Origin of the sequence: Streptomyces montanus, assembly GCF_005786655.1 — a bacterium.
In the GTDB taxonomy this organism is placed as follows: Bacteria; Actinomycetota; Actinomycetes; order Streptomycetales; family Streptomycetaceae; genus Streptomyces; species Streptomyces sporangiiformans.
This window is the reverse complement of record NZ_VBZC01000011.1, coordinates 1-25,743: the sequence shown is the minus strand read 5'-3', so window position 1 is coordinate 25,743 and position 25,743 is coordinate 1. Positions and strand designations below refer to the sequence as shown.

Annotated in this window: 19 protein-coding genes and 1 pseudogene; 11 read left to right on the top strand and 9 right to left on the bottom strand. The window is 71.0% G+C overall.

Annotation, left to right across the window (positions count from 1 at the left end):
- Positions 1 to 69 precede the first annotated feature (69 nt).
- Positions 70 to 1,122 (top strand): glycosyltransferase family 2 protein, encoded by a 1,053-nt coding sequence (locus FE633_RS11815; RefSeq protein ID WP_138045092.1) that lies wholly within the window; start codon positions 70 to 72, stop codon positions 1,120 to 1,122.
- Positions 1,123 to 1,206: 84 nt separating this feature from the next.
- Here FE633_RS11815 and FE633_RS11810 read toward each other — a convergent pair whose 3' ends face one another.
- The 4 genes from FE633_RS11810 to FE633_RS11795 all read right to left on the bottom strand — a co-directional run bounded on the left by FE633_RS11810 (position 1,207) and on the right by FE633_RS11795 (position 7,255).
- Entirely contained in the window at positions 1,207 to 2,865 is a 1,659-nt protein-coding gene (locus tag FE633_RS11810; protein ID WP_138045091.1) for an LCP family protein, read from the bottom strand.
- A gap of 80 nt (positions 2,866 to 2,945) precedes the next feature.
- The gene (locus tag FE633_RS11805) at positions 2,946 to 4,718 is read right to left on the bottom strand and encodes an LCP family protein (RefSeq protein ID WP_138045090.1); all 1,773 of its coding nucleotides are present in this window, start codon (positions 4,716 to 4,718) and stop codon (positions 2,946 to 2,948) included.
- Positions 4,719 to 4,959: 241 nt separating this feature from the next.
- A complete protein-coding gene (locus FE633_RS11800; RefSeq protein WP_138045089.1) occupies positions 4,960 to 6,270 on the bottom strand; it encodes an LCP family protein in 1,311 nt (436 codons plus the stop codon).
- A gap of 229 nt (positions 6,271 to 6,499) precedes the next feature.
- Entirely contained in the window at positions 6,500 to 7,255 is a 756-nt protein-coding gene (locus FE633_RS11795) for a TIGR03089 family protein (protein ID WP_138045088.1), read from the bottom strand.
- A gap of 129 nt (positions 7,256 to 7,384) precedes the next feature.
- Here FE633_RS11795 and FE633_RS11790 point away from each other — a divergent pair, with 129 nt between their 5' ends.
- Both FE633_RS11790 and manB read left to right on the top strand, forming a co-directional pair.
- Positions 7,385 to 8,743: a peptidoglycan recognition protein family protein gene (locus FE633_RS11790; protein WP_246113566.1), complete on the top strand. Its 1,359-nt coding sequence runs from the start codon at positions 7,385 to 7,387 to the stop codon at positions 8,741 to 8,743.
- 176 nt (positions 8,744 to 8,919) lie between these two features.
- The gene (gene manB / locus FE633_RS11785; protein WP_138045086.1) at positions 8,920 to 10,002 is read left to right on the top strand and encodes a mannose-1-phosphate guanylyltransferase; all 1,083 of its coding nucleotides are present in this window, start codon (positions 8,920 to 8,922) and stop codon (positions 10,000 to 10,002) included.
- Between the two features lie 74 nt (positions 10,003 to 10,076).
- Here the strand turns inward: manB and FE633_RS11780 are convergent, their stop codons facing one another.
- From FE633_RS11780 to FE633_RS11765, 4 genes are all read right to left on the bottom strand, one after another.
- The gene (locus FE633_RS11780) at positions 10,077 to 11,087 is read right to left on the bottom strand and encodes a DNA-3-methyladenine glycosylase family protein (protein ID WP_138045085.1); all 1,011 of its coding nucleotides are present in this window, start codon (positions 11,085 to 11,087) and stop codon (positions 10,077 to 10,079) included.
- An 88-nt stretch (positions 11,088 to 11,175) separates the two neighbouring features.
- Complete coding sequence (locus tag FE633_RS11775; protein WP_138045220.1) at positions 11,176 to 12,486, bottom strand: coenzyme F420-0:L-glutamate ligase; 1,311 nt, start codon at positions 12,484 to 12,486, stop codon at positions 11,176 to 11,178.
- A gap of 74 nt (positions 12,487 to 12,560) precedes the next feature.
- The gene (cofD, locus tag FE633_RS11770; RefSeq protein ID WP_138045084.1) at positions 12,561 to 13,520 is read right to left on the bottom strand and encodes a 2-phospho-L-lactate transferase; all 960 of its coding nucleotides are present in this window, start codon (positions 13,518 to 13,520) and stop codon (positions 12,561 to 12,563) included.
- A 34-nt stretch (positions 13,521 to 13,554) separates the two neighbouring features.
- The gene (locus FE633_RS11765) at positions 13,555 to 14,067 is read right to left on the bottom strand and encodes a cysteine dioxygenase (protein WP_138045083.1); all 513 of its coding nucleotides are present in this window, start codon (positions 14,065 to 14,067) and stop codon (positions 13,555 to 13,557) included.
- 717 nt (positions 14,068 to 14,784) lie between these two features.
- On the opposite strand from FE633_RS11765, the gene FE633_RS11750 reads away from it, so the two are divergent.
- From FE633_RS11750 to FE633_RS11740, 3 genes are all read left to right on the top strand, one after another.
- Positions 14,785 to 15,048, top strand: coding sequence for a WhiB family transcriptional regulator (locus FE633_RS11750; protein WP_119102212.1), 264 nt, complete (start codon positions 14,785 to 14,787; stop codon positions 15,046 to 15,048).
- A gap of 172 nt (positions 15,049 to 15,220) precedes the next feature.
- Positions 15,221 to 19,012, top strand: coding sequence for a glycosyltransferase family 2 protein (locus tag FE633_RS11745; protein ID WP_138045081.1), 3,792 nt, complete (start codon positions 15,221 to 15,223; stop codon positions 19,010 to 19,012).
- Positions 19,009 to 20,508, top strand: a complete 1,500-nt coding sequence (locus FE633_RS11740) for a DUF5719 family protein (protein WP_138045080.1) — start codon at positions 19,009 to 19,011, stop codon at positions 20,506 to 20,508. The genes FE633_RS11745 and FE633_RS11740 overlap by 4 nt, the downstream gene beginning before the upstream one ends.
- Before the next feature lie 109 nt (positions 20,509 to 20,617).
- Here the strand turns inward: FE633_RS11740 and FE633_RS11735 are convergent, their stop codons facing one another.
- On the bottom strand, positions 20,618 to 21,079 hold the full coding sequence (locus FE633_RS11735) for a metallopeptidase family protein (RefSeq protein WP_138045219.1): 462 nt from the start codon (positions 21,077 to 21,079) through the stop codon (positions 20,618 to 20,620).
- 349 nt (positions 21,080 to 21,428) lie between these two features.
- On the opposite strand from FE633_RS11735, the gene FE633_RS11730 reads away from it, so the two are divergent.
- From FE633_RS11730 to FE633_RS11710, 5 genes and pseudogenes are all read left to right on the top strand, one after another.
- Positions 21,429 to 21,851 carry a DUF3499 domain-containing protein gene (locus FE633_RS11730; RefSeq protein ID WP_119102216.1) on the top strand — a complete coding sequence of 141 codons (423 nt, stop codon included), beginning with the start codon at positions 21,429 to 21,431 and terminating at the stop codon, positions 21,849 to 21,851.
- Between the two features lie 194 nt (positions 21,852 to 22,045).
- A complete protein-coding gene (locus tag FE633_RS11725) occupies positions 22,046 to 23,662 on the top strand; it encodes an L-lactate permease (protein ID WP_138045079.1) in 1,617 nt (538 codons plus the stop codon).
- A gap of 92 nt (positions 23,663 to 23,754) precedes the next feature.
- Positions 23,755 to 25,119, top strand: coding sequence for a phosphomannomutase/phosphoglucomutase (locus FE633_RS11720; protein ID WP_138045078.1), 1,365 nt, complete (start codon positions 23,755 to 23,757; stop codon positions 25,117 to 25,119).
- Between the two features lie 139 nt (positions 25,120 to 25,258).
- Positions 25,259 to 25,429, top strand: coding sequence for a Trm112 family protein (locus FE633_RS11715; protein ID WP_119102219.1), 171 nt, complete (start codon positions 25,259 to 25,261; stop codon positions 25,427 to 25,429).
- Between the two features lie 82 nt (positions 25,430 to 25,511).
- A pseudogene (locus FE633_RS11710) lies at positions 25,512 to 25,743 on the top strand (SIS domain-containing protein); the annotation flags it as partial.

The following is a 25,743-nucleotide window of genomic DNA, read 5'->3' as shown; positions in this document are numbered from 1 at the left end:
GTTGCTTTCCCGGGGGTCGACCTCAGGACCCCGGCCCCCGGAGCCCCGGACCCCGGCCGAGAAGACGAGATGGAACCCCAGCGCGTGAATTCCGACGGGCGCCTCCCCGCCGTATCCGTGATCATGCCCGTTCTCGACGAGGAGCGGCATCTGCGCGGAGCCGTCCAAGCGATCCTCGCTCAGGAGTACACGGGCGAGATGGAGGTCGTGATCGCCCTCGGTCCCTCCACGGACCGTACGGACGAGATCGCCGCGGAACTCGTCGCCGAGACCGCGTCCCACCCGAACAAGCGCGTGCACACGGTCCCGAATCCGACCGGGCGCACCCCCGCCGCGCTGAACGCCGCGATCAAGGCGTCCCGCCACCCCGTCGTCGTACGCGTCGACGGTCACGGCATGCTCTCGCCGGACTACATCGCGACCGCCGTGCGCCTCCTGGAGGAGACCGGCGCGCAGAACGTCGGCGGCATCATGCACGCCGAGGGCGAGAACGACTGGGAGCACGCTGTCGCGGCCGCCATGACCTCGAAGATCGGCGTGGGGAACGCGGCGTTCCACACCGGCGGTGAAGCGGGTCCCGCCGAGACGGTCTACCTCGGTGTCTTCCGGAGGGAGGCCCTCGAGCAACAGGGCGGCTACAACGAGGAGTTCATCCGCGCCCAGGACTGGGAGCTGAACTTCCGCATCCGGGAGGCGGGTGGGCTCATCTGGTTCTCGCCCGAGCTGAAGGTCTCCTACCGGCCGCGGCCGAGCGTGAAGGCACTGGCCAAGCAGTACAAGAACTACGGCCGTTGGCGCCACGTCGTCGCCCGCTACCACGAGGGCTCCATCAACCTGCGCTACCTCGCCCCGCCGACCGCGGTCTGCGCGATCGCGGCGGGCGTTGTGGTGGGCGCGGCGCTGACTCCGTGGGGTCTTGTGATCCCGGCCGGCTACCTCCTGGCCATCGCCGCGGGTTCCGTACCGGCGGGCAAGGGACTTCCGCTGAGGGCGCGGCTGCAGATCCCGGTCGCCCTCGCCACCATGCACATGTCCTGGGGCTGGGGCTTCCTCACCAGCCCGAAGGCCCTGGCGAAGAAGGTCATCGCCTCGCGGCGCCCGGCGGTGCTGAGCGAGGCCTGAGCCTCTGCCTGAGGCTTTGCCCGAGTCCCTGCCTGAGCCGTGTGGGTGTGGGCCGTCTCTCGCCGAGAGGCGGCCCACACTCCGTTACGACTTCCAGGTGAAGTTCGGGTCGACGTGCATGCAGGCCTTGTCGTTCGCGCCGTTCAGCGCGTCCGCCGACGTCGGAGTCTTGTCGTCCTCCTTCTCGGCCTGGTACGCCGTGCCCTCGCGCCAGTCCGCGCCCACGACCAGGGTCACCCCTGAGACGTCGGTCGACCTCTCCACCGAACGCAGCGGAATGCCGAGGGACTTGGCGACCTGCTGGGCATCACCCTCCAGCTCGGCGCTCGGATAGCGGACGACGGTCTTGTCCTCCGCCAGCTGCGCCGAGTGGTCGGCCGTCGCCTTGGTGAAGCCCTTCCCGACGAGCAGTCCGCTCACCGCGCCCGCACGCCCGGAGACGGGGGCGAGAGTGGACGTGCGCGTGCCGTTCTGCACCACGATCCCGATTTCGTCATCCGCTGCGGCCGGGTCTTTGGAGACCTTCTCCTTGGCCGGACTCTTCGCGCTCTTCCCGTCCAGGGCGATGTCCTCACGCACCAGCCGGAACAGCTTCTCCGCGTCACCCGGCTTGGGCACCACCCGCGCGCCGAGGTACTGGTACGGCATCGTCGTCATGGTGATGCGCTTCGGCGGTACCTTCCTCAGCTCGTTGCTGAGGTCGTAGAGCTTCTTGACGGTGTCCAGACCCGGGTCCACGGTGATGGCCTCGGTGGCCTTCTCGGCGAGTGTGCGCAGCTTGTTGGGATTGCTGAGGGTGGCGTTCTCGCGCAGCTCCCGGACCATCGAGTTCATGTACATGTGCTGCGCCTTGGCGCGGCCTATGTCGCTGCCGTCCTCGAAGCCGTAGCGGGTGCGCAGCCACTGCAGGGCCTGCTCGCCCTTCACGGGATGAGTGCCCTCCTTCATCTTCAGGCCGGAACCGTGGCCCTCGCTGTCGCGCGAGTAGATGTTGGCGTCCACGCAGACCGGGACTCCGCCGATGGCGTCCGCCATCGACACCACACCCGCGAAGTCGATCTTCATGAAGTGGTCGATGTGGATCCCGGTGAGCTCCTGCCAGGTGGCCACGGTGCAACCGGGGCCGCCGCGGCCGAGGGACTGGTTGGTCATCGTCAGCTGCGTGCTCGCCGGATAGACCTTGTCGTCCTCCGGATCGGTGCACTTGGGAATCTTCAGCAGGGTGTCGCGCGGCATGCTGATCACCGACATGTTGGAGCGGTCGGCGGACAGGTGCAGCAGCATCTGGACATCCGCGAGCGGTGTGCTGCCGAAGGTGTCCTTGGCGCCGCCCAGCTTCTGGTTCTCCTTCGAGTCCCGTGCGTCCGACCCGATGAGCAGGATGTTCAGGGGGGTCTGACCCGCCGCGTTCGGTGTCGGCTCTGCGATCTTCTTGTCGCCGAGGTTCAGGTCGTCCTGCTTGATCTTGCTGTTGAGATGCTCGTAGTACAGATATCCCGCGCCGGCGGTGCCGAGTATCAGTACGGCGAGCACGATCGCGAACCATCGAAGGATCTGCCGACCGCGCCGAGGTATCCGCGGCCCGCCCCCGTGCCGCCCTCCGCCTCCGTTACGTCTTCGGCCCCCTGGCGCTGGAGTGGAGTTCTCGCCCCGCGCCTCGTACCGGCTGTGGCCCCCGCTTCGGTCCGCCGAATGCGGGGCGCGTGATCTCGGCCCCTCCCCACGCACGCTGCTCTGCGCCATGTCCCTGCCTCCCACCCCTAGCGCCCACCTGCACACGGGTCCGTCCCGCGCCTTGTTAGACGCGGGACGGACCCATTAGGTCACTTGGCGCACTCAACCTTGTCCGCAGTGGACTTCTGGACATCCGACGCCTTCGACGGATTGGTCAGGGAAACCCCGGCCCCCTTGAAGTCCGCCCCCAGGGTGAGCGTTATCGCGGGCTGTCCCTGGGAGTTGGTCACGCTTTCGCCCGGCTTCATGGCCGATCCGGGCAGGCCCATGAGGTCGGCGAGCCTGCGTGCCTGGTCGGCCTGATCGGGAGCGTACTCGAGGGTTGTCTTCTTCAGGGTCGTCTCGGCGTTGCCCGCGTTCTCGGACTTGGTCACGCCCTCGTCGTTCTGCAGCCAGTTGAGGGTTTCCTGTGCGGAGCCGGCGGGGGCACCGCCGTTGAGGACCCGGACGCGTACCTCCGAAGCGTCGGCCTTGCTGCCCTTGAGGCGGGCGGCGACCTCGGCCTTCTCCTTCTTCTGCTGCTGCTTGACCGCGGTGAGCGATGTGTCGTCGCGGATCAGGGAGAACAGCTCGTCGGACTGGGGCTCCTGCAGGACGACCGTCGTCTTGACCTTCTCCGCGGGGTTGTCGATCACGGGCACGGTGGTGAAGGACAGGTTCTTGGTGTCGAACTTGCCCAGCTCGAGGCCGAGGTCGCGGAGCTTGTTGATGTCGTTGATCTTGGAGTCGACGGTCAGCGCCTTGGTGCCCGCCTCCGCCAGCTTCAGCAGCTTCGTCGGGCTGGTGAGTGTGTCGTTCGACTTCAGCTTGCGCATCAGGGCGCTGAGGAACTGCTGCTGCAGTCCGATCCGGCTCAGGTCGCCGCCGAAGCCCACGGAGTGGCGGGTGCGGACGAACGCCAGCGCTTCCTCGCCCTGGATGGTGTGCTTGCCCTTGGACAGCTTGAGCTTGGAGTCCGGGTCGTTGATGTCCTTGCCCAGACAGACCTCGACACCGCCGACCGCCGAGGTCAGCGTCTTGACCGCGTTGAAGTCGGCCACCATGAAGTGGTCCATCTTTATGCCGGTCAGTTCGGTGACGGTCCGCATCGTGCAGCTAGGCGTCCGCCCCTCCTGGCCGAGGCTGTTGTTGAAGCGGGTGTCCGGCGTGCCCTTGATGACCCTGGTGCTGCCGTCCTTCTGCGTCGTCGGGCAGTCCGGGATGTCCGTGATCAGGTCACGCGGGATGCTCAACGCGGTCGCGTTCGAACGGTCCTTGGAGACGTGCAGGACGACTGTGGTGTCGGCGTGACCGGCACTGCCGGAGTCGCCGTAGCCGTCGTTGCCGCTGCCGGTGCGCTTGTCGGTGCCGACCAGCAGGATGTTGATCGCCCGGTCCTTGCTGAAGCCGCCGGTGCCGGCGCCGTCGTCGGAGACGGACGTGATGTTGCCGTTCAGGTGCTCGTAGTAGAGGTACGCCGCCGCGCTCGTTCCGACCAGGAGGAAGGCCATCGTGCCGCCCGTCCAGATCAGGATCCTCTTGCCCTTCGACTTCTTCGGGCGGCCCTTGCGACGGCTGGGCGGCGGGTCCTGCGGCGGGCGTCGCCTGCGCTGTCCGGGCACCGAGGGCTCCAGAAGTGTGTCCTCCGTCGTGCCGCGGCGCTCGCGCCCCGGCGCCGTACGGCCGCGCGTGGGCGCGGCCGCACCGGTCGCGGTGGCGGCCGCGACACCCGCCTTCGCGGTTCTGCGGGAGCGGGGCCCCGGAACCGACGGCTGCGCTGCGGAAGGCTGCAGTCGCAGTTCGTAGTCACCGGTGTTCGGATTGAGTACCCATTGGTCTGCGGGGTCGATGTTGTCCGCCCGCCCACGGCCTTGCGCGTCCACGGTTGTCTGAGTCCTCCGTCGGGGCCACGCGGCGCCTTCCCCCTCCAAGGCGCTCGGTCTGTTCCAAGCAGTGCGCGACCTCATGGCCGGTTGCACCGGGTCGCTCACACTATCCGGCCAGTTCAGCGTCAAGGGACGCCGGTGACAAATTCCACGTCTTACAACCGGGCAATCCGACCTATTTCTTTGAACGAATGTTCCCCGTCTTGACGTGCGCTTTACTCGCAGGCGCGTTCGGCGCTTAACCGCAGGCGTCCTCGGCCGCGGTGTTGCCACGGAAAGTCGGCGCCGGGCTCGGCGTGCGTGAAGGCGCGGCAAGCCGTTTTCCGCCCGATTTGCCGTTCTCGTCGCCGCGGCCGTCCGGCTTCGTGCCGTGGTTTCCCCGCGATTCCCCATCGCCTCCGGGTGCTTCAGTGCTCCGTTTTGCTCCGGAATCCTCCGGAACTTCCTTGGCGACTTCCACCGGAGCGTCCCTCCGAAGCCGATCGAAGAGTTTCTCCGCCTCGGGCTCCACGAGCTGGTCACGATTGGCGTTGTGGGTGTACGACTCTCGAGGCACCGTCAGAAACTGCACACGTTCGGTAGGGATATCGCGCATGCCGCGGACCAGGTCATACAGACCCCTCAGGTTCGCCAGTGCCGGATCCGTGGTGAGCGACGAGGTCGCCGCGTCGAGCAACGGATAGAGCTTCACGGGATTCAGCAGTACGTCATTGCCGCGGATCTTGTTGACGAGCGCGCCCAGGAACCGCTGCTGGCGGCCCATCCGCTCGGTGTCGCTGCCGTCGCCGATGCTCTTGCGGGCGCGTACGTAACCGAGGGCCTGCTCGCCGTTGAGCTTCACCCGGCCCGCGGGGAGCCGCAGTTTCGCCGCGGGGTCGTCGATCGGCCCCTTGAGACAGACCTGGACGCCGTCGACCGCGTCGACCATGTCCTTGAAGCCGCTGAAGTCCACGACCACGTGGTGGTCGACGCGGATGTCCGTCAGCTTCTCGACCGTACGGATCGTGCAGGCCGAACCCCCGGTCTGGAAGGCGTGGTTGAACATCGCGAACACCGGCTTCGAGCGGCTGCCGTCCGGGCGGCGGCAGCCGGGCACGTCCACCATCAGATCGCGGGGGAGCGAGACGGCGGTCGCGCTGTGCCGGTCCGCCGCGAGGTGCAGCAGGATCGTGGTGTCGGAGCGTTCGGTGCCCGAGTCCCGGCCGTACTCGCCGTTGCCGTCGCCGGAGCGCGAGTCCGACCCGATCAGCAGGATGTTCTGGGCGCCCCGGACCAGAGCGGTCGGCCGCTCCTTCTCATAACGGGCGAGCTCGGCGGCGGCGGCCTCGTCCGCGGTGATGTTGCCGTTCAGCTTCTCGTACACCGCCCAGCCGGCCCCCGCGGCACCGAGCACGACGACGGCCGCTCCGATCGCCGCGTACCGCAGCCACCGCCGCCGACGCCGCGCGCGCCCGGCACCGGTGGGGGACACGCCCGCACCCGGCCCGAGAACGCCTTCGGCGCCCCTCGGCCCGGGCCCTGAGGAGGGCGTACCCGCGGTGTCGCTCACGTCTGGGTCCACCCCTCATGGCGTACGAGCATGTCGTGCTCTTACGACCATGGCCCGGACGAACGCGAGGGGCCCGCGGGCGAAGGGTCGGGCTGGGCCGAACGGGGGACGCATTCATGCGGGGTAAGGGGGCGCCCCGTCAGGGGCGCGGGGAACTGCGCGACCAGCCCCGTACGACCCGCAGCCTGCAACCGACCCGCAGTCCCCTGCCGTACGCCCACGGATCGCCTCAGCGAGCCGTGGCCGTCACCCGTTCACTCTCGATCCGCTTGGCGAGAGCGTCCTCGCCGAGCTGGTCCAGATGGCGGCACAGAACCACGGAGCCGCCGATGGAGAGCGGCGCGTACAGACCGGCGCTCAGGCCCTCCCAGGTGTCGTACGGACGCGCCGACAGCAGCCGCGATCCGGGTCCCGTCAGGTCGAGCCCGGGGGCGTCGGCGCGGGCCCGCTCGACGACCTCCGCGCCCGTGTACTCCGCCCCGGCCACGATCAGCGCGGGAGCCTCCGGGTCCACGGGGGCGTACGCCTGGAAATGGTCGCCGTGGGTGGGGACCTCGACCGCGTAGTCGGCGTACCCGGCGGGCGGGGTCGGGAAGCGGCGGCCCAGCGGTGCGAGGGACAGGGCGATCCGGTCGCCGGAGCAGGCGAGCCCCGCGTCGAACTGGCCCGGTCCTGCGACGACATGGTCGGCGGCCGCCGCGTCGCCCCCGACATCCGCGATCACTCCCACCGAGGAGCAGGCGAGCAGCCACACCGCCGTCTGCCAGTGCGCGGGCAGCAGCAGGGCGACCCGCTCACCGGGCTCGGCGGACCACTCGTCCTGGAGCAGATTGGCGGTCTTGGCCACCCAATTGGCGAAGGTCGCCACGGACAGTTCGACGCGTTCGCCGGTGGCGTCGTCGTAGAAGGTCACCAGGGGGCGCGCGGGGTCCGCGGAGAGCGCGGATCGCAGCAGGTCGGCAGGGGTGCGGTCGGTGGCGTTCACGGGACGCAAGCGTACGCGGGCGGTCGTCCGGGCGGAGGAGCGCGGGCCCACCGGTTCGGCCGAGTGCACCCGACGGTCCGTCAAGTCCCGGATGGACAGGAAAGTATGGATATGTTCAAGATCAGCGTTATGCGTGGATATCTTTTTTCCTCGATCGCCGTGACATGTGCGGCCGCCCTGGCCCTTCCGCTGGCCTCTCCCTCCGGCGCGCTGGCCGAGCGGCCGACGGCGGCGGGCGGCCCGGCCATCCCCGGCAGCACTCAGTCGCTGCCGCTCGCCCCCCTCGACGGCGACCGCACCCTGGGGCCTTCCGCCGAGCAGGGACTGCCCCAGAGCGACGTGCGCCGCTTCTCGTTGGTCGGTGTGGTCTGGGACGACCCGGACACCGAACTGCACGGCCGCGTCCAAGTGCGTACGCGCGCGACCGGCACCAGCCGGTGGTCCGACTGGCAGGACATCGAGACGCACAACCGGGAGCACTCGGCCGACCTGGACGCCGCCGAGCGCACCACCGGGCGGGTGCGCGGTTCCACGGCACCGCTGTGGGTGGGGGATTCGGACGGCGTGGAAGTACGCGTACAACCAGGCCTGGACGAAGGGGCCGAGGGGGCCGAGGAGGCCGAGGCAGGTGTGCGGTCCGGGAGGACCGGCGTGAGCGAGCCGCTGCCTGACGGGCTCCGCCTCGAACTGGTCGACCCCGGCGACGATCCCCCGCCCGCGAGCCTTGGCCCGCTGACCGCCGCGTCCGCCGCGTCCTCGGCCGTCAACTCCGACCTCGCGCCCCTCGGCGCCACCGTGATCCCGGCGCTGAGCCGGCGGCAGACGATGGAGGCCCTCCTCGCGACCCGCGGCGAGGACATGGCCGACCAGCGCGCGCAGCCGTACATCGGCCCGCGTCCGCGCATCGTCACCCGCCGGGGCTGGCGCGCCGACGAGAAGCTGCGTGAGCGGGACTTCGCCTACACCAAGACCGTGAAGGCCGCCTTCGTGCACCACACCGCCACGGGCAACACGTACCGCTGCTCGCAAGCCTCTTCAGTCATCCGCAGTATCTACCGGTACCACGTCAAGAGCATGCGCTGGCGTGACATCGGCTACAACTTCCTCGTCGACAAGTGCGGAAACATCTACGAGGGGCGCGCCGGGGGCGTGACCAAGCCGGTCATGGGCGCCCACACGCTCGGTTTCAACACCAACAGCATGGGGATCGCCGTCCTCGGCACCTTCGGCTACTCCCGTCCGCGCGGCGCCGCGGTGAACGCCATCGCCCGGCTCACGGCGTGGAAACTCGGCATCTACGGGGCCAATCCAGCCGGCAAGACATACCTGAAGTCGGGCGGTGGCAATCTCTACCGCAAAGGAAAGAATGTGCGACTGAACGTGATCTCCGGCCACCGGGACGGCTTCGCCACCACGTGCCCGGGAGGCCGGCTGTACGCCAAGCTCGGTACGGCCAGGACCAGTTCGGCCCGCTACCAGGGCCGGTGACGTCCGGGCAGCGGAGGTGACGACGTCCGGTGGACCGGGCCAGGGGGTGTTCCCGACCCCCTGGCCCGAAGGCTCCCCACGGCCACCAGAGGCTCCCCACGGCCATCGAACGGTCTGCATACACTGGCCGGCCGAAAGACAGTTCGGCCGGCCCCAGCAGGAAGCAGAGACGACAGGTGACAGAAGCGATCCTCCTGGTCGGCGGCAAGGGCACACGGCTGCGCCCGCTCACGGTGCACACGCCGAAGCCGATGGTCCCGGCGGCCGGGGTACCGTTCCTCACGCACCAGCTGGCCCGGGCGAGAGCGGCGGGGGTCGAGCACATCGTGCTCGCCACGTCCTATCTGGCCGAGGTATTTGAGCCATACTTCGGCGACGGCTCGTCGCTGGGGCTCCACATCGAATACGTCACCGAGGTCGAACCCCTCGGCACGGGCGGTGCCATCCGGAACGTGGCCTCCCGTCTGCACTCCGCTCCCGACGACCCCGTCCTGATCTTCAACGGGGACATCCTCACGGGACTGGACATCGAGGCCCTCGTCGCCACGCACCAGTCGTCGGGCGCGGACGTCTCGCTCCATCTGACGTGTGTCGAGGACCCCAGGGCGTACGGCCTGGTCCCGACCGATGCGTCGGGCCGTGTCCAGGCATTCCTCGAAAAGCCCCAGACCCCCGAGGAGATCGTCACCGACCAGATCAACGCCGGAGCGTACGTCTTCCGGCGCTCGATCATCGACACGATTCCGGCCGGGCGGCCGGTCTCGGTGGAGCGCGAGACGTTCCCCGAGCTGCTCGCCGCGGGCGCCCATCTCCAGGGCATGGTGGATTCGACCTACTGGCTGGACCTGGGCACTCCCCAGGCCTTTGTGCGCGGTTCCGCGGACCTCGTCCTCGGCCGCGCCCCGTCCCCGGCCGTCCCCGGCCGCCGCGGCGACCGCCTGGTCCTGCCGTCGGCCTCGGTCGCCCCGGACGCGAAGCTGACGGGCGGCACGGTGGTGGGCGAGGACGCGGTGATCGGCGCGGGCGCGCGGCTCTCGGGTTCGACGGTCCTGGCGGGGGCGGTGGTGGAGCCCGGAGCCGTCGTCACCGACAGCCTGATCGGTGCCCGGGCCCAGGTCGGCGCGCGCTCGGTTCTCACGGGGGTGGTCGTGGGCGACGGCGCGTCGGTGGGCCCGGACAACGAGCTCCGGGAGGGTGTACGGGTGTGGTGCGACGCCCGGATTCCGGCGGGGGCGGTTCGGTTCTCCTCGGATCAGTAGCGCTCCGTCGGATCAGAGCGCTCTGTCGGATCGGTAGCGCTCTGTCGGATCAGCAGCGATCGGATCCGGTAGCGCTATAAACGACCGATGTCCCCACGAGGCATACGAGGTGCACGGCGGGGCGGCGTGCGGCCGGAGAGCAGGATGAGCCGGGCCGCACGGTGCCGCTGCCCCGCGTAGGGCTCCAGCAACTCCAGCATCACGGCGTCGTCCGCGTCCCGGTCGCCCGCCAGGGCGTACCCCACGATCCCGGGAAGGTGCAGGTCCCCGACCGTCACCGCGTCCGCCGCCCCATGGCTGCGCTGCACGGTCTCCGCCGAGGTCCAGGGCCCGATCCCGGACACCAGCTCCAGCCGGGCCTGGGCCTGCGGCGGATCGAAGTGCACGGCCTCCTCCAGCCGCCGAGCCACCCGGACCGCCCGGAGAACGGTCGATGCCCGCTTGCTGTCGACCCCGGCCCGATGCCACTCCCATGAGGGGATCAGCGCCCAGGTCCGCGGCTCCGGCATGACGTACATCCGCGCGGGAGCGGGCCCGGGAGCCGGCACGCCGTACTTCCGTACGAGCAGCCGCCATGCCCGGTACGCCTCGCCCGTCGTGACCTTCTGCTCCAGAATCGACGGAATCAACGACTCCATGACCAGTCCCGTACGCGTCAGCCGCAGGCCGGGCCGGCGATGCCGGGTGAGCGCCACGAGACGATGGCGTGGCTCGAAGGCGGCGGGGTCGTCCAACTCTCCGAGCATCCGCGGTAGTTGGTCCAGCAGCCAGTCGGCTCCCGGCCCCCACGCCTGGCCTTCGACCACCCCGCCTCGTATCGAGACCCGCAGTGTCCCGGGCCCCACGGGCGTACGGCTGGTCCGCCACACGGCGCCGTCCGGCGTCGCACTGAAGGTCGGATCGCCGGACCCGCGCCGCAGTGGCCCGAGCACGAGCCCGAGATCGAGCGGTCCGGGCGGCGTCCAGACCCGCGTACGCCCGGCCGTCTCGGGCGCGGCAGCCGGCCGCGGCACGCGCCCGGACGCGGCGACGTCACCGCCGCGTACGGTCGTACGCGTGGGTCGGGGGTCGAAACGTCCGGCCACGGGTGGGTCCTAAGGAGTTCCTGGTGTTCTCGGAGCGTGTTCTCAGAGCGTATGCGCTCCGCGGGACGCGAGAGTCGACGGACGAACGTCAGCGGACTTCGATGAAGGACCCCGCATCCCGCTCGGGCCGGGGCTTCGGCTCCTCGGCCGCGTGCCCGACGGCGACGGCCCCCATGGGATCCCACGCTTCGGGCAGTCCGAGAACGCGTCGTACGACATCACGGCAGAACATCGTCGACGACACCCACGCGGACCCGAGCCGCTCCCCGGCCAGCGCGACCAGGAGGTTCTGCACGCCGGCGCCCGCGGCGACCACGAACATCTCGCGCTCGGCCATGTCCCGGCGCGGATCGCCGTATGTGTGCGAACCGTCCATGACGAGACAGGGCACGACCAGATACGGCGCGTTGCGCAGCACGTCCCCGCGTCGCACCCGCTTGGCGATGGACTCCTCGCTCTTCCCGTCCCGCCGAAGGTCAGCGATCCAGGCGTCCCGCATGGCGTCGAGCAGCCGCGTGCGCGACTCCTCGGACTCCAGGAGAACAAATCGCCACGGCGTCGTGTGATGCGGTGCGGGTGCGGTCACGGCCGCGGCCACCGCCCGTCGTACGGCACCGGGATCGACGGGCTCGTCGGTGAAGGCCCGTACGGTGCGCCGCTGGGTGACGGCCTCCCGTACGGCCTCGGAGGTGCCCAGCCGGAACATGTCGTCGCGTGCGCCCCGGACCATGGCCCGCGTCCCCTCGTCCTCTTCGGCGGCTGTGGTGACCGTGTGGGGCAGCCCGCGCACGACGGCGACGGGCAGCCCGTCGGCCTTGCCCTTGACCAGGTCGCCCGCGGCGGCGAGTTCGTCGGCCGTGGCGACGACGGTGGCGCTGAGCGGGTTCCCGTGAGCGTCGGTGCCGCCCCTCAGATCGTCGAGGACCCGCACGCCCGCCGCGCCGATGGCGACATCCGTGAGCCCGGTGCGCCACGGCCGCCCGAACGTGTCGGTCACCAGCACTCCGACGTCGACACCGAGCGCGTCCCGCAGCCCGTCCCGGATCGTGCGCGCGGACGCGTCGGGATCCTCGGGCAGCAACAGCACGGTCCCGGACGGCGTGTTGGAGGCGTCCACCCCGGCCGCGGCCATCACGAGCCCCAGCCGGTTCTCCACTATCCGCAGCGCCCCGCGGCGGGCCACGACCCGCACGGTCTCGGCATCGATGGCGGCCTCACGATCGACCGCCTCGACGATCCGTCCCTCGGCCTTGGACACGATCTTCGAGGTGACCAGCAGCACGTCCCCGTCGACTAGCCCGGGCTCGACGGCGGCGATCAACTTCGCGAGATCGTCCCCCTCCCGCACCTCGGGCAGCCCGGGCAGTGCCCACACCTGATAGCCGGGCGCGCCACGCACCGCACCGGCCGCCGGCCCGCTCGCTTCCGCGTCGCCCGGAGATGTGCGTCTCGAAGGAACCCCATCGCTCACACTCAAGCGACCCGCACCTCCTCCGCCAACGTCAGCGCCTCGCCGGCCATCCGGGCGGCCGCGGGCAGGTCGGTCATCAGGAGGGGGATGGCTCGGCAGCGGATGCCGGCGGCCTCCACGCGGTCCACAGCGGCGGCGTCGACCGTGTCGACGAGCCAGCCGTCGAGCAGTCCCGAGCCGTAGTGCTCGGCAACGGCGGCGGCGGTGGCCTCCACACCGACGGCCGCCAGGACCTTGTCGGCCATGCCCCGCACGGGCGCGTCCCCGACGATGGGGGAGAGACCGATCACCGGCACCCCGGCCTCGGCGATCGCCTCGCGGATGCCGGGCACGGCGAGGATCGTGCCGATGGACACGACGGGGTTGGACGGCGGGAAGAGCACCACATCGGCCGAGGCGATCGCCTCGAGCACCCCGGGCGCCGGCTTCGCCTGCTCCGCGCCGACGGGCACCACGGCATGCGCGTCGACCGAGGCCCGCAGGCGCACCCAGTACTCCTGGAAGTGAACGGCCTTGCGCTCGCCCTCGACCTCGACGGCCACATGTGTCTCCACGCGGTCGTCGGACATGGGGATCAGCCGGACACCCGGCTTCCACCGGTCGCACAGCGCCTCCGTCACGGCGCTGAGCGGATACCCGGCGCCCAGCATCTGCGTACGGACGATGTGCGTCGCGAAGTCCCGGTCGCCGAGCCCGAACCACTCCGGCCCCACCCCGTACGCCGCGAGCTCCTCCTTGAGGTGGAAGGTCTCGTCGGCCCGACCCCAGCCCTGCTCCTCGTTGATGCCGCCGCCGAGCGTGTACATCACCGTGTCGAGGTCCGGGCAGACCTTCAGCCCGAAGAGGTGGATGTCGTCCCCGGTGTTCCCGATGACCGTGACGTCCGCGTCCGGCGCGGCCTGCCTCAGACCACGCAGGAACCGGGCACCGCCGATGCCGCCTGCCAGAACCACAATGCGCATGAGGTTCAGTCTTGCAGGCGGGTACGACACCGCGTCACGCGGTTACGGCATCCCCGGCCTCGTTCGCCTGCGACGCGGCGCAGTTGGTCGCGTGCATCGGCATCTCGGTCAGACCCGGGTAGTAGATGTGCAGGCTCACGGCCGGCTCGAGCGCGTCGTTGACCACCTCGTGCACGTATCCGGGTGCGAACACCCGCTGCGCGCCGGATCCCAACGCGCGCGTGCCCCGCTCGGTGCGCTCGGTCAACGTGCCGTCCAGGACGGTGAGTACGCCGGAGGAACGGCCGTGGTCGTGCAGACCGCTGCCCTGCCCGGGCACCCAGGAAAGCAGCCACACCTCATAACCGGGGCCGGTGCTCAGCCGGTGGTACCAGCGGGAGGTCGCGTCGTACTGGACGAGGTGCTCCCACTGGGAGCGGTCGGCGGCGATGGAGCGGGCGAGACCGACGAAGTCGGCCACGGTGGAAGGATGCGCGCGTGGCGCCTGGAGGAGGTGCGGGACTTCGAGGATGTCGCCGGCGATCTGAAGGTCGCTGTCGCTGTTCATGGGGTGCGGTGGTTCCTCGGCGGAAGAGTCTGCTGGCGGTCTGAGGTGTCGCGTACCGTCCGCCCGGGCGGGGGCGTCGGGGGACCCGCCCTGGTGCGGGCGGAAGGGATTCAGCGGCCGGACCTGAAGTGGACCCGGCGGCAGCGGGAGCGCGAGAGGCTCAACAGCTGTGACAGCAACAGCTACAGCGACCGGAGGCAGCACCGAGGGACCCGGCAGTGCGGGTCGGGGTGAGCACCAAGTTCGCGAGCATGCCCACAAGGACAGCGGTTCACACCTCCACTGTCAACCTGATGCCCGCTATGTGGGAGATGTTTCACCTCATCCGGTTCATCAGTGAGGTGAAAGGTTTGCTCAGGTATCTGCCGGGACACATGGCGCACATCCGGGCCCGCGCGCCTCGTTGCGATCCTGTGATCGGAATGTGATCCGGTTCGCTTCGAGTGACGTGTCGGAACTGGGATCGAACTCCCGGGCGTCCTTCCCCGTAGGCACTGCGTGGGGCGGGAGTCCCGGCCGGGCCTTCTGATGCTGTCAGGGTTTATGCCGATTTGAACACTTTCCGCAAAGCCTTGGTTCTGCAGAGTGAATAAGGGGCCCAATAGCAGATCTCGGCTTGACTCGCCCGGAGCTGCACACTTGTAATTTCACTCGTGTCGTTCAGCCGGAATCGGTAACGGCAGCATCACGGGGACGCGAGACGGACGAGGGGCGCGCATGACCGAGCTGTTTCAGGAACTGCTGGTCGACGAGGCCGACGAGGAGCTGGGCTGGCAGGAGCGGGCGCTCTGCGCCCAGACCGACCCCGAGTCCTTTTTCCCCGAGAAGGGCGGCTCCACCCGCGAGGCCAAGAAGGTCTGCCTCGCCTGCGAGGTCCGCTCCGAGTGCCTCGAGTACGCGCTGGCGAACGACGAACGCTTCGGTATCTGGGGCGGCCTGTCCGAACGGGAACGGCGCCGCCTGAAGAAGGCCGCCGTCTGACGCGAACGGCACGCGCTCCACATAACGATCGGCCCGTCGCAGGTGGGTTGTCCACAGGCGGCGGGCCGCTGTGGTGCCCAGCCGTTAGTGTGGGCCTCCGTCCGAGACGCCTCAGTGCCCCCGCAGGGCTCAGGCGTCCACCGCAGTCCATCGAACCGGGGCCCGTACCTCGATGTCCGTGCACAGCCACACGGCAGCTCAATATGACGCTGCCACCGCAGCGTTCGACCCAGCCCGCGCGGCAGCGTTCGACCCGACCCGCCAGACGGAGTTCGACCCGACCCGCCCGCCCGAGGTGCCGCGGCACGTCGTCACCGCCGTGCTCGTCTCGCACGACGGTGCCCGCTGGCTGCCCGACGCCCTCACCGGGCTGCTCGGTCAGGAACGCCCCGTACAGAACGCCCTGGCGGCCGACACCGGCAGCGCGGACGACTCCGCCCGGCTGGTCACCGAAGCCCTCGGCGCCGACCGGGTCCTGCACCTCGCCCGGCGCACCGGCTTCGGCCAGGCCGTCGACGAGGCCGCCCGCACCGCCGGCATCCTCACACCGGACGACCTGCCGTACCTGAAGCGGCCCAGCGGCTGGGACCCGGTCACCCGCACCTGGCGCGACGACGCCTACGACATGCCGGAACTGCCGCACGGCGAGCCCGTCCAGTGGCTCTGGCTCCTGCACGACGACTGCGCCCCCGAGCCCGACGCCCTGGCCCAACTCCTCCGCGTCGTCGAGAACGAACAGGAGCTCGGCAGGGACGTCGCGATCGTCGGCCCCAAACTCCGCGGCTGGTACGACCGCAGACAACTCCTCGAGGTCGGCGTCACCATCGCCAACAGCGGCCGCCGCTGGACCGGCCTGGACCGGCGCGAGCAGGACCAGGGTCAGCACGACCACGTACGGCCCGTCCTGTCCGTGTCCACGGCCGGCATGCTGATCCGCCGCGACGTCTTCGAACAACTCGGCGGCTTCGACCGGCGACTGCCCCTGATGCGCGACGACGTCGACCTGTGCTGGCGCGCCCAGGCCGCCGGCCACCGCGTCCTCATCGCCCCCGAAGCGGTCGTACGCCACGCCGAGGCGGCCTCCCGCGAGCGGCGCACCGTCGACTGCGTGGGCCGCACCTCCGCGTCCCCGCACAAGGTGGACAAGGCGGGCGCCGTCTACACACTGCTCGTCAACGCCCGCACCGCGGTGCTGCCCTGGGTCCTGCTGCGACTCGTGTTCGGCACGCTGCTGCGCACGGTCGCGTATCTCGTCGGCAAGGTCCCCGGACAGGCCGTCGATGAGATCCGCGGTCTGCTGGGGACGCTGCTGCGGCCCGAGCGGATCATCGCGGGCCGGCGTCGGCGTGGTCGGCCCCAGGTCGACAAGGGCGAGTTGCGCGCGCTGTTCCCGCCACCCGGCGCGACGGTGCGGGCCACCGTCGAACAGGTCGCGAGCAACCTCGTGGGCCGATCCGATCCCGAGCTGAGCGCGGCCGGGCGGCACGGCGGCGCCGTCGAGTCCGGGCCCGGCGGGGACGATGCCGAGTTCCTGGAGGTCGAGCAGTTCGCCCGGCTCAAGCGCATCGCCCGCAAGCCCGGGCCGATGCTCTTGGTGGTGCTCCTTTTCGTCTCGCTCATCGCCTGTCGTGAGCTGATCGGCAGCGGAGCGCTCGCGGGCGGCGCGCTGCTGCCGGCCCCGTCCGACGCCACCGCGCTCTGGTCGCGCTACCTGGACGGCTGGCATCCGGTCGGCACCGGCGGCACCGAGTCCGCACCGCCCTACGTCGCGCTCCTCGCGCTGCTCGCGAGCGCGCTGCTCGGCTCCACCGGACTCGCGGTCACCGCCGTCCTCGTCGGCTCCGTGCCGTTGGCCGGCTTCGCCGCGTACTTCGCCTCCCGGCCGCTCGTCCAGTCGCGTCTGCTGCGCGCCTGGGCGTCCGTCGCGTACGCCTTCCTGCCCGCCGCCACCGGCGCACTCGCGGGCGGCCGCATCGGCACCGCCGTGCTTGCCGTCCTGCTGCCCCTCATCGCGCGCGCGGGCATCGCGGCAAGCGGCCTCGCCTCGTCGACGGGACGCGGCAGCTGGCGCGCCACGTGGGCGTACGCGCTGCTGCTGACCCTCGCCACCGCCTTCACACCGATCGTGTGGCCCATCGCGCTGGTACTGGGCCTCGCCCTGCTGGCCGTGCGCCGCGGCGAGATCGTCGCCTACGGGCCGCGCGTCCTGGCCCAGCTCGGCACACCGCTGCTGATCCTGGCGCCCTGGTCGCTCTCGCTGCTCCCGTTCGGCTTCTTCCAGGAGGCCGGTCTGGAGTACGGCGGGGGAGCGGCGTCCGCGCTCGATCTGGTCGGCGGCAGCCCCGGCGGCCCCGGCACCGTCAGCGGGCTGATGCTCGTCGGCATCGTGTGCGCCGCGCTGGCCGCGCTGCTGCGCCAGGAGCGCCAGTGGGGAATCCGGACGGCCTGGGCTGTCGCCTTTGTGGCGCTCGTCTTCGCCGTCCTGTCCAACAGCTCCACCTGGGCCGGGCCCGCCACGCTCGTCTACGGCATCGCCCTCCTGGCCGCCGCCGCGCTCGGCGCCGACGGGGCACGCTCGCGCGTGGCCGAGCAGAGCTTCGGCTGGCGTCAGCCGGTTGCCGTGCTCATCGCGTTCGCGGCGGCCGCCGGACCGCTGCTCGTCGCCGCCGGCTGGATGATCCGCGGCGCCGACGGGCCCCTGGAGCGGCGCGATCCCGTCCAGGTGCCCGCGTTCGTCGCGGAGGAGAGCAGCACCCGCGACCAGGCCCGCACCCTCGTCATCGACAGCGACTCGGCCGCCAGGGTCGGCTACACGCTCGTACGCGGCTCCGGCGCCCGGCTCGGCGACGCCGAACTGGCCGCGGCGGACGGCGAGAACGAGAAGCTCGACTCCGTCGTCGCCAACCTCGTAGCAGGCTCCGGCGCCGACCAGGCCAAGCAGCTCGGCGGCTTCGCCGTGCGCTACGTACTGGTCTACAAGGGCGCGCCCCGCGAGGTCACGCGCGTCTTGGACGCCACGCCCGGTCTGACCCGGCTGAGCCAGCAGGACGGCAGTTCGCTGTGGCGCGTGGACCGGCAGGTCTCGCGCGCGGCCATCGTCCCCGACTCCGGAGACCCGCAGCCCATCGCCGCCGGACCCGTCGAGCTGCACACCAAGATCTCCGCCGGCGCCGACGGCCGCGTGCTGCGTCTCGCCGACACCGCCGACGAGGGCTGGACCGCCACGCTGGACGGCAAGCCGCTGACCAGGACCACGGTCGACGGCTGGGCGCAGGGCTTCGAACTGCCCGCCGACGGCGGCCGGTTGGACGTCACCTTCGACGCACCCACGGGCCATACGGCCTGGCTGTGGACGCAGGGCGCGCTCGCCGTCGTCCTCGTGGTGCTCGCGCTGCCGGGCCGGCGCCGCGATGTCGACGACGACCTCCCCGAGGAGCCGGTCGTCCCCGCCCAGCCCGTCTCCGGCGAGGGCCGCAGGGCCCGCAGGCTGCGCGCCCAGGCGGAGGCCGAACAGGCGGACCCGTCCGCACAGGTGGACCCCGCGGGGCAGTTCTCGCAGAGCCCCCCTCCGCCGCCGAGCTCCCCCCCGCCGCCCCCTCCTCCGGAGGAGGCCCCGGTTTCCGCTCCCGTGCCGCCTCAGCCGTCGTACGGCGGGTGGGACACGACGGCCTACTCGGGCGGCGACTACGGCACGTACGGCGGCGAGCAGTACCAGGGTGCCCAGCAGTACCCGGTGGGCACCTACGAGCAGCAGTCCTACCAGGCGGATCCCTACCAGGCAGGCCAGTACGACCCGTACGCGTACGACTCCGGGACCGTGGCGTATGACCCGGCGCAGACGTACACCCAGGGGTACGACGCGCCGTACGACCCCGAGCAGCCACAGCAGCAGTCGCAGCAGCAGCAACAGCAGCAGCCGCCGCGCGGCACAGACAGTGAGCGCCCCGACGGGAGCCAGCAGTGAACCGCACCACCGTGTCCCTGATCGCCGGCGTGGCCGCGCTCGCCGCCGTCGCCGGATTCGCGTCTCTCACCGAGCCGGACGCCTCCGGTGGGGACACGGCGAAAGCGGCCGCCCAAATGCCCGTGGAGCGCACCAGCCTGCTCTGCCCGGGTCCCAGCATCTCGGACGTCGCCGAGACCGCGTACACGTCCTACACGCCCGTCACGAAGGGCGCGGACAAGAGCGGCCGGGCTGAACTCGCCTTCGCGGGCGAGGAGTCGACCGACGGCGGGTCCCAGAAGGGCGACAAGCCCGAAAAGGAGAAGAAGCCCGTCCTGGAGCCGAAGGAGCCGGGCAAGCCCGTCACCGGCGAGGCCTCGGGCGCCGACTCGCCCGCGCTGATCGGAACCGCCGAGGGCAGCTACGCGCCCGGCTGGACCGTCCAGCAGACCACCGAGGTCTCGGTGGGCACCGGCCGTGGGCTGCTCGGCACCAACTGCACCTCACCGGACACGGACTTCTGGTTCCCGGGCGCCAGTACTTCTGAGGAGCGCAACGACTACGTGCACCTCACGAACCCCGACGACTCCGCCGCCGTCGTCGACATCGAGCTGTACGGCAAGGACGGTGCCCTCAAGTCGACGGTGGGGGAGGGCATTCAGGTCCAGCCGCACTCCACCGAGCCGGTGCTGCTGTCCACGCTCGTGGACGAGCCGCAGACCAACCTGACCGTGCATGTCACCGTGCGCAGCGGCCGGGTCGCCGCCGCCGTCCAGGCCCTCGACGACAAGCTGGGCGGCGACTGGCTCGCCGCCTCCACCGATCCGGCCGGCAGCCTCGTCATGCCGGGTGTCCCGAAGGACGCCACGTCCGTGCGCCTGGTCGCCTTCGCGCCCGGCGACAGGGACGCCGACCTGAAGGTGCGGCTCGCTTCGCCGTCCGGACCGATCACGCCCGCCGGGGCCGAGACGCTGCATGTGAAGGCGGGCATGACGGCAGCCGTCGATCTCGGCGACGTCACGCGCGGCGAGGCGGGCTCCTTGATTCTGACGCCGACGGAGAAGTCCGTGCCGGTCGTGGCCGCGCTGCGCGTCGTGCGCGGCAAGGGCGACAAGCAGGAGACGGCGTTCATTCCGGCCACGAAGCCGGTGGGCACGCGCGCGACGTCCGCCGACAACCGCTCAAAGGGCTCCACGCTCTCCCTGGTCGCGCCCGGCCGAAGCGCCAAGGTCAAGGTCACCGCCTCCGCGGGCAGCGAGGGAGGGACGCCCGCGACCAAGACGTACACGGTCAAGGGCGGCACCACCCAGGACATCGAGCCGCCCGTCCCCAGCGGCCTCAAGGGCACGTACGCGCTGACCGTCGAGCCGGTCTCCGGAGGCCCCGTCTACGCCGCGCGGACCCTCGAGATCTCCGCCGAGGGCCTACCGATGGTCACGGTGCAGACGTTGCCGGACGACCGGGGGACGGTGGCCGTGCCGGACGCTCAGCAGGATCTGTCGGTGCTGCAGAAGTGAAGTAGGGGACGGTACGGAGCGGGCCGGGGACGGGGCCAAGCCCGCATCGCGGAAGCAGGGCCGCCACCGCGGAAGCAGGGCGGCCTCGGCGGATGCGCCTCCCCGCGCGTCAGTCCTCGCCGTATCGGGGGTCCACGGTCTCCGGAGTCAGGCCCAGAAGCTCGGCCACCTGCTCCACCACGACCTCGTGGACCAGGGCGGCTCGCTCGTCGCGTCCCTTGGTGCGGATCTCGACCGGGCGGCGGTAGACCACCACGCGGGCGGGACGGCCCTCGTGTGCTGCGATCGTGCCGCCCAGCGGGACCGCCTCGTCGCCCCAGCCCCCGCCGCGACCCGGGTTCAGGCGTGGCACCTCCAGCACCACGAACTCGATGTCGGCGAGCTGCGGCCAGCGCCGCTCGAGCCGCTCCACGGAGTCCTGCACCAGATCCGCGAACACCTCGGCCCGGCTCGCGGAGAGCGGCACCTGGGGCGGCGCGACGGGTCCGCGCATCCCGCGGCCGTGGCGGTCGCGGCGGCGGGGCCGGGGGTCGGCGGCGCGGGGCGGTACGGGGGGTACGGGATTGTCCATCACTGACGAAGCGTAATCCTCGCGCGGTGCCCTTGCCCGGCCTCCCCGCGGCCGGGCGATCAGTGTTCACCTCGCCTGCCGTCAGCGCCGCGGCCCGGTGGCCGACGCCCCGGCGACCGCTTGCGGCAGTGACATCTCTTGCCGCTTGATGAGCATTCCAGCCAAGCTTGGGCTCGATTTCGTTTCTCCCCGAGACCTTCGAACTCATGGCAATTGAACGGGTTTGTGTCGGATGGTGACCAGGATGTGACCGTCCGGTATCTCGACCAAGGTCGTACTCGCAGGTCAGTAAGGCCGGTTCGGAATGCCCTGTGGTCCTCCTCACAGCACGACACGGTGGAGTGACCTCGTGGAGAGTCGTCGCAGCCCGCTCAAGAGTGCGGTACCGTCCAACGTCGTGAGCCCTGTACGTCGCTGTTCGCGCACCGCTTGCGGCCGTCCCGCCGTCGCGACGCTGACGTACGTCTACGCCGACTCGACCGCGGTCCTCGGCCCGCTCGCCACCTATGCCGAACCCCACTGCTACGACCTGTGCGCCGAGCACTCCGAGCGCCTCACCGCCCCGCGCGGGTGGGAGGTCGTCCGGCTCGCCGACGCTTCCGGTCCCGCCCGCCCCAGCGGCGACGACCTGGAGGCGCTCGCCAACGCGGTGCGTGAGGCGGCCCGCCCGCAGGAGCGCGCGGCGCGCGCCGCCGGCGAGGCGCGAGGGGCGGACCCGATGGAGGTCGCGCGCCGCGGTCACCTGCGGGTGCTGCGCTCGCCCGACTCCTGAACCTCCCCTCTGAACTTCCCCCCCGGAACTCTCCTGCCCCGACGGGAACTTCACTCGGTGCACGTCTCGGTGCACGTACGGTGCACATTTCATTCGGTGCTGTGCGAGCATTGACGCGCGCTTGGCGCGGACACGACCATTTTCCCCACCCGTGATACATCACTTTCCGCATCACGGAATCCCGGGGAGGTTCTGTGTACGTCCAGGAACTGGAGCCCGTGGCCGATTCGCTCGGCCTGTCCGCCCTCGTCGCGACCCTGCCCCTCGTCATCGTCCTGGTCCTGCTCGGCGGCGTCCGCATGAAGGCGCACCTGGCCGGGCTCATCGGCCTCGCGGCGGCGGCCCTGGTCGCCCTGCTCGCGTACGGCATGCCCTTCGGTCAGACCCTGTCCGGCGCTGCCCAGGGCGCCGCCTTCGGCCTCTTCCCCATCCTGTGGATCGTCGTCAACGCCCTGTGGGTGTACCGGATGACCGTCCGCACCCGGCACTTCGACATCCTGCGCCGTTCCTTCGGCCGGCTCTCCGACGACCCGCGCATCCAGGCGCTCGTCGTCGCGTTCTGCTTCGGCGCGCTCCTGGAAGCCCTCGCGGGCTTCGGTGCGCCCGTCGCGATCTGCTCGGTGATGCTGGTCGCGCTCGGCTTCGAACCCGTCCGCGCGGCGGTGGTCGCGCTGGTCGCCAACACCGCGCCGGTCGCCTTCGGGGCGATGGGTACGCCGGTCGTGACGCTGGCCCAAGTCACCGGCCTGCCCCTGGACTCGGTGGCCTCCGTGGTGGGCCGTCAGACGCCCCTATTGGCCCTTGTGGTGCCGCTCGTGCTCGTCGGGCTGGTGGACGGCCGGCGGGGGCTGCGCGAGACCTGGGTGCCCGCGCTGGCGTGCGGATTCGCCTTCGCCGTCGCCCAGTTCGCCGCCTCCAACTACGTCTCCGCCCAACTCGCCGACATCGGCGCCGCCTTGGCGGGTGCCGGCGCCCTGGTGGCGGTGCCCCACGCGCGCCGGCCCGCCGCCGAGCCCGTACGGGCCGCGGTGCTGACCGGCGTACGCAGTGAGGACCTGGACGAGCACGATCCGCGCCCCGAGGTGCTGCGCGCCTACGCCCCGTACGCGCTGATCGTCGCCATCTTCTCCCTCGCCCAGATCCCCGCGGTGAAGGACCTGTTGGCGAAGACGACCCGCACCTTCGACTGGCCCTTCCTCAACGTCGCGAACCCGGACGGCGACCCCGTCAGCGGCAACGTCTTCTCGTGGCCGATCGTTTCGACCGGCGGCACGCTGGTCCTGCTCGCCGGTCTGTGCACGGCGGCCGTTCTCGGGGTGCACGCGCGCGTGGCCGTCAAGGAATGGGTGGCCACCGTCCACGAGTTGAGGTTCGCGATCCTCACCGTGACGTCCGTCCTCGCGCTCGCGTACGTCATGAACCTCTCCGGGCAGGCCGCCACGATCGGCCACTTCGTGGCGGCGGCGGGCGCGGGGCTAGCCTTCCTGTCGCCGGTCCTGGGGTGGTTCGGCGTGGCGGTCTCCGGATCGGACACCTCGGCCAACGCGCTCTTCGGCGCCCTGCAGGTCACTGCGGCGCGGGAGTCCGGGCTCTCGCCCGAGCTCCTCGCGGCCGCCAACAGTTCGGGCGGTGTCCTGGGGAAGATGATCTCGCCGCAGAACCTGACCATCGCGTGCGCGGCCGTCGGTCTCGCGGGCCGTGAAGGGGACCTGCTGCGCAAGGTGCTGCCCTGGAGCATTGGTCTCTTGCTGGTCATGTGCCTGATCGTCGTCGGACAGAGTTCCGCCGTGCTGGAGTGGATGCTTCCGTAAGTCCGTATGCACGCTCCCAGGCACCTCCCGGCTGCGTGTCGGCGAGGGCGGGTAGTTTGGGGGCACCCAAGAGGAATCCAGGAGGATTGGCCGTGGCTGCTGATCTGTCGCAGATCGTGAAGGCGTACGACGTACGCGGGGTGGTCCCGGACCAGTGGGACGAGCCGCTGGCCGAGTTGTTCGGCGCGGCCTTCGCGCAGGTGACGGGCGCGGGCGCGATCGTGATCGGGCACGACATGCGGCCCTCGTCGCCGGGCCTGTCGCGTGCCTTCGCACGCGGTGCGGCGGCGCGTGGCGTCGACGTGACGGAGATCGGGCTGTGCTCGACGGACCAGCTGTACTACGCGTCGGGGTCGCTGGACCTGCCCGGCGCGATGTTCACGGCGTCGCACAACCCCGCGCAGTACAACGGCATCAAGATGTGCCGGGCCGGCGCGGCCCCGGTCGGCCAGGACACCGGCCTCGCCGACATCCGTGAACTCGTCGAGTCCTGGGCGGACTCGGGAGCCCCGGAGCCGGCGGCCACCCCGGGAACGATCACGCAGCAGGACACGCTCGAGGACTACGCGGCGCACCTCCGCGGCCTCGTCGACCTGACCTCCATCCGCCCCCTGAAGGTCGTCGTCGACGCGGGCAACGGCATGGGCGGACACACCGTGCCGACCGTGTTCGCGGGGCTGCCCCTCGACCTCGTCCCGATGTATTTCGAGCTGGACGGCACGTTCCCCAACCACGAGGCCAACCCGCTCGACCCGGCGAACATCGTGGACCTCCAGAAGCGCGTCCGCGAGGAGGGCGCCGACCTGGGCATCGCCTTCGACGGCGACGCCGACCGCTGCTTCGTGGTCGACGAGCGGGGCGGCCCGGTCTCGCCGTCCGCGATCACGGCACTGGTCGCCTCGCGCGAGCTGGCCAAGCACGGCGGCAAGGGCACGGTCATCCACAACCTGATCACGTCGTGGTCGGTGCCGGAGGTCGTCCGGGAGAACGGCGGCACACCGGTACGCACGCGCGTGGGCCACTCCTTCATCAAGGCCGAGATGGCCAGTTCCGGAGCGATCTTCGGCGGCGAGCACTCCGCGCACTACTACTTCGCCGACTTCTGGAACGCCGACACGGGCATGCTCGCCGCCCTCCACGTCCTGGCGGCCCTCGGCGGCCAGGACGGCCCGCTGTCGGGCCTGGTCGCCGAGTACGACCGCTATGCCGGCTCCGGCGAGATCAACTCCACGGTCGACGACCAGGCCGCCCGCCTCGCCGCGATCAAGGCCACGTACGAGGGCCGCGACGGCGTCACCCTCGACGAACTCGACGGCCTGACGGTCACCTCCGCCGACTGGTGGTTCAACGTCCGCGCCTCCAACACGGAACCCCTCCTGCGCCTGAACGCGGAGGCACGGGACGAGGCGACGATGGCGAAGGTACGCGACGAGGCATTGGCCATCATCCGAGGCTGAGCCGAGCACCACGAGGCCACGGTGAGGGGCCGGTGCGCGGGAGCTCGGGGTAAGGAGCACACCCCGGCGCCCGGCCCCCCACAGCGGTACTCTGACCAGGCCACATCAGCACAACTCCGCGCCCCCGAAGGGACCCCTCATGCCGCTCGAAGCCGGCCTCCTGGAGATCCTCGCCTGCCCGGCCTGCCACGCCCCCCTCAAGGAGGAGGAGACCGAGCTGCTGTGCACCGCCCAGGACTGCGCCCTGGCGTACCCCGTCCGGGACGGCATCCCGGTCCTCCTGGTCGACGAGGCCCGCCGCCCCGCGTAACGGACGAACCGGCACAACGGACGAACCCGTGTAACGGACGAACCGGCACAACGGACGAACCGGCGATCGGAGACTTCCACCCATGCTCGACGAATCGCTGCTCGACGCCCCCGAGGCACTGGCGGAGGCAGACCGCCGCGGACTGCTCCGCGGCGCCGCGGAGGCGGGCGCACGCATCCGCACCGCGACCCGGCACGCAGCCGAGGCGGGCATCCCCGAGCTCAAGCCGGACGGCCGCCCCCGCGCGGTCCTCATCGCGGGCCCCGGCGCCGCCGCGAGCTGCGCCGCCGATCTGCTCGGCACGCTCGCCGGCG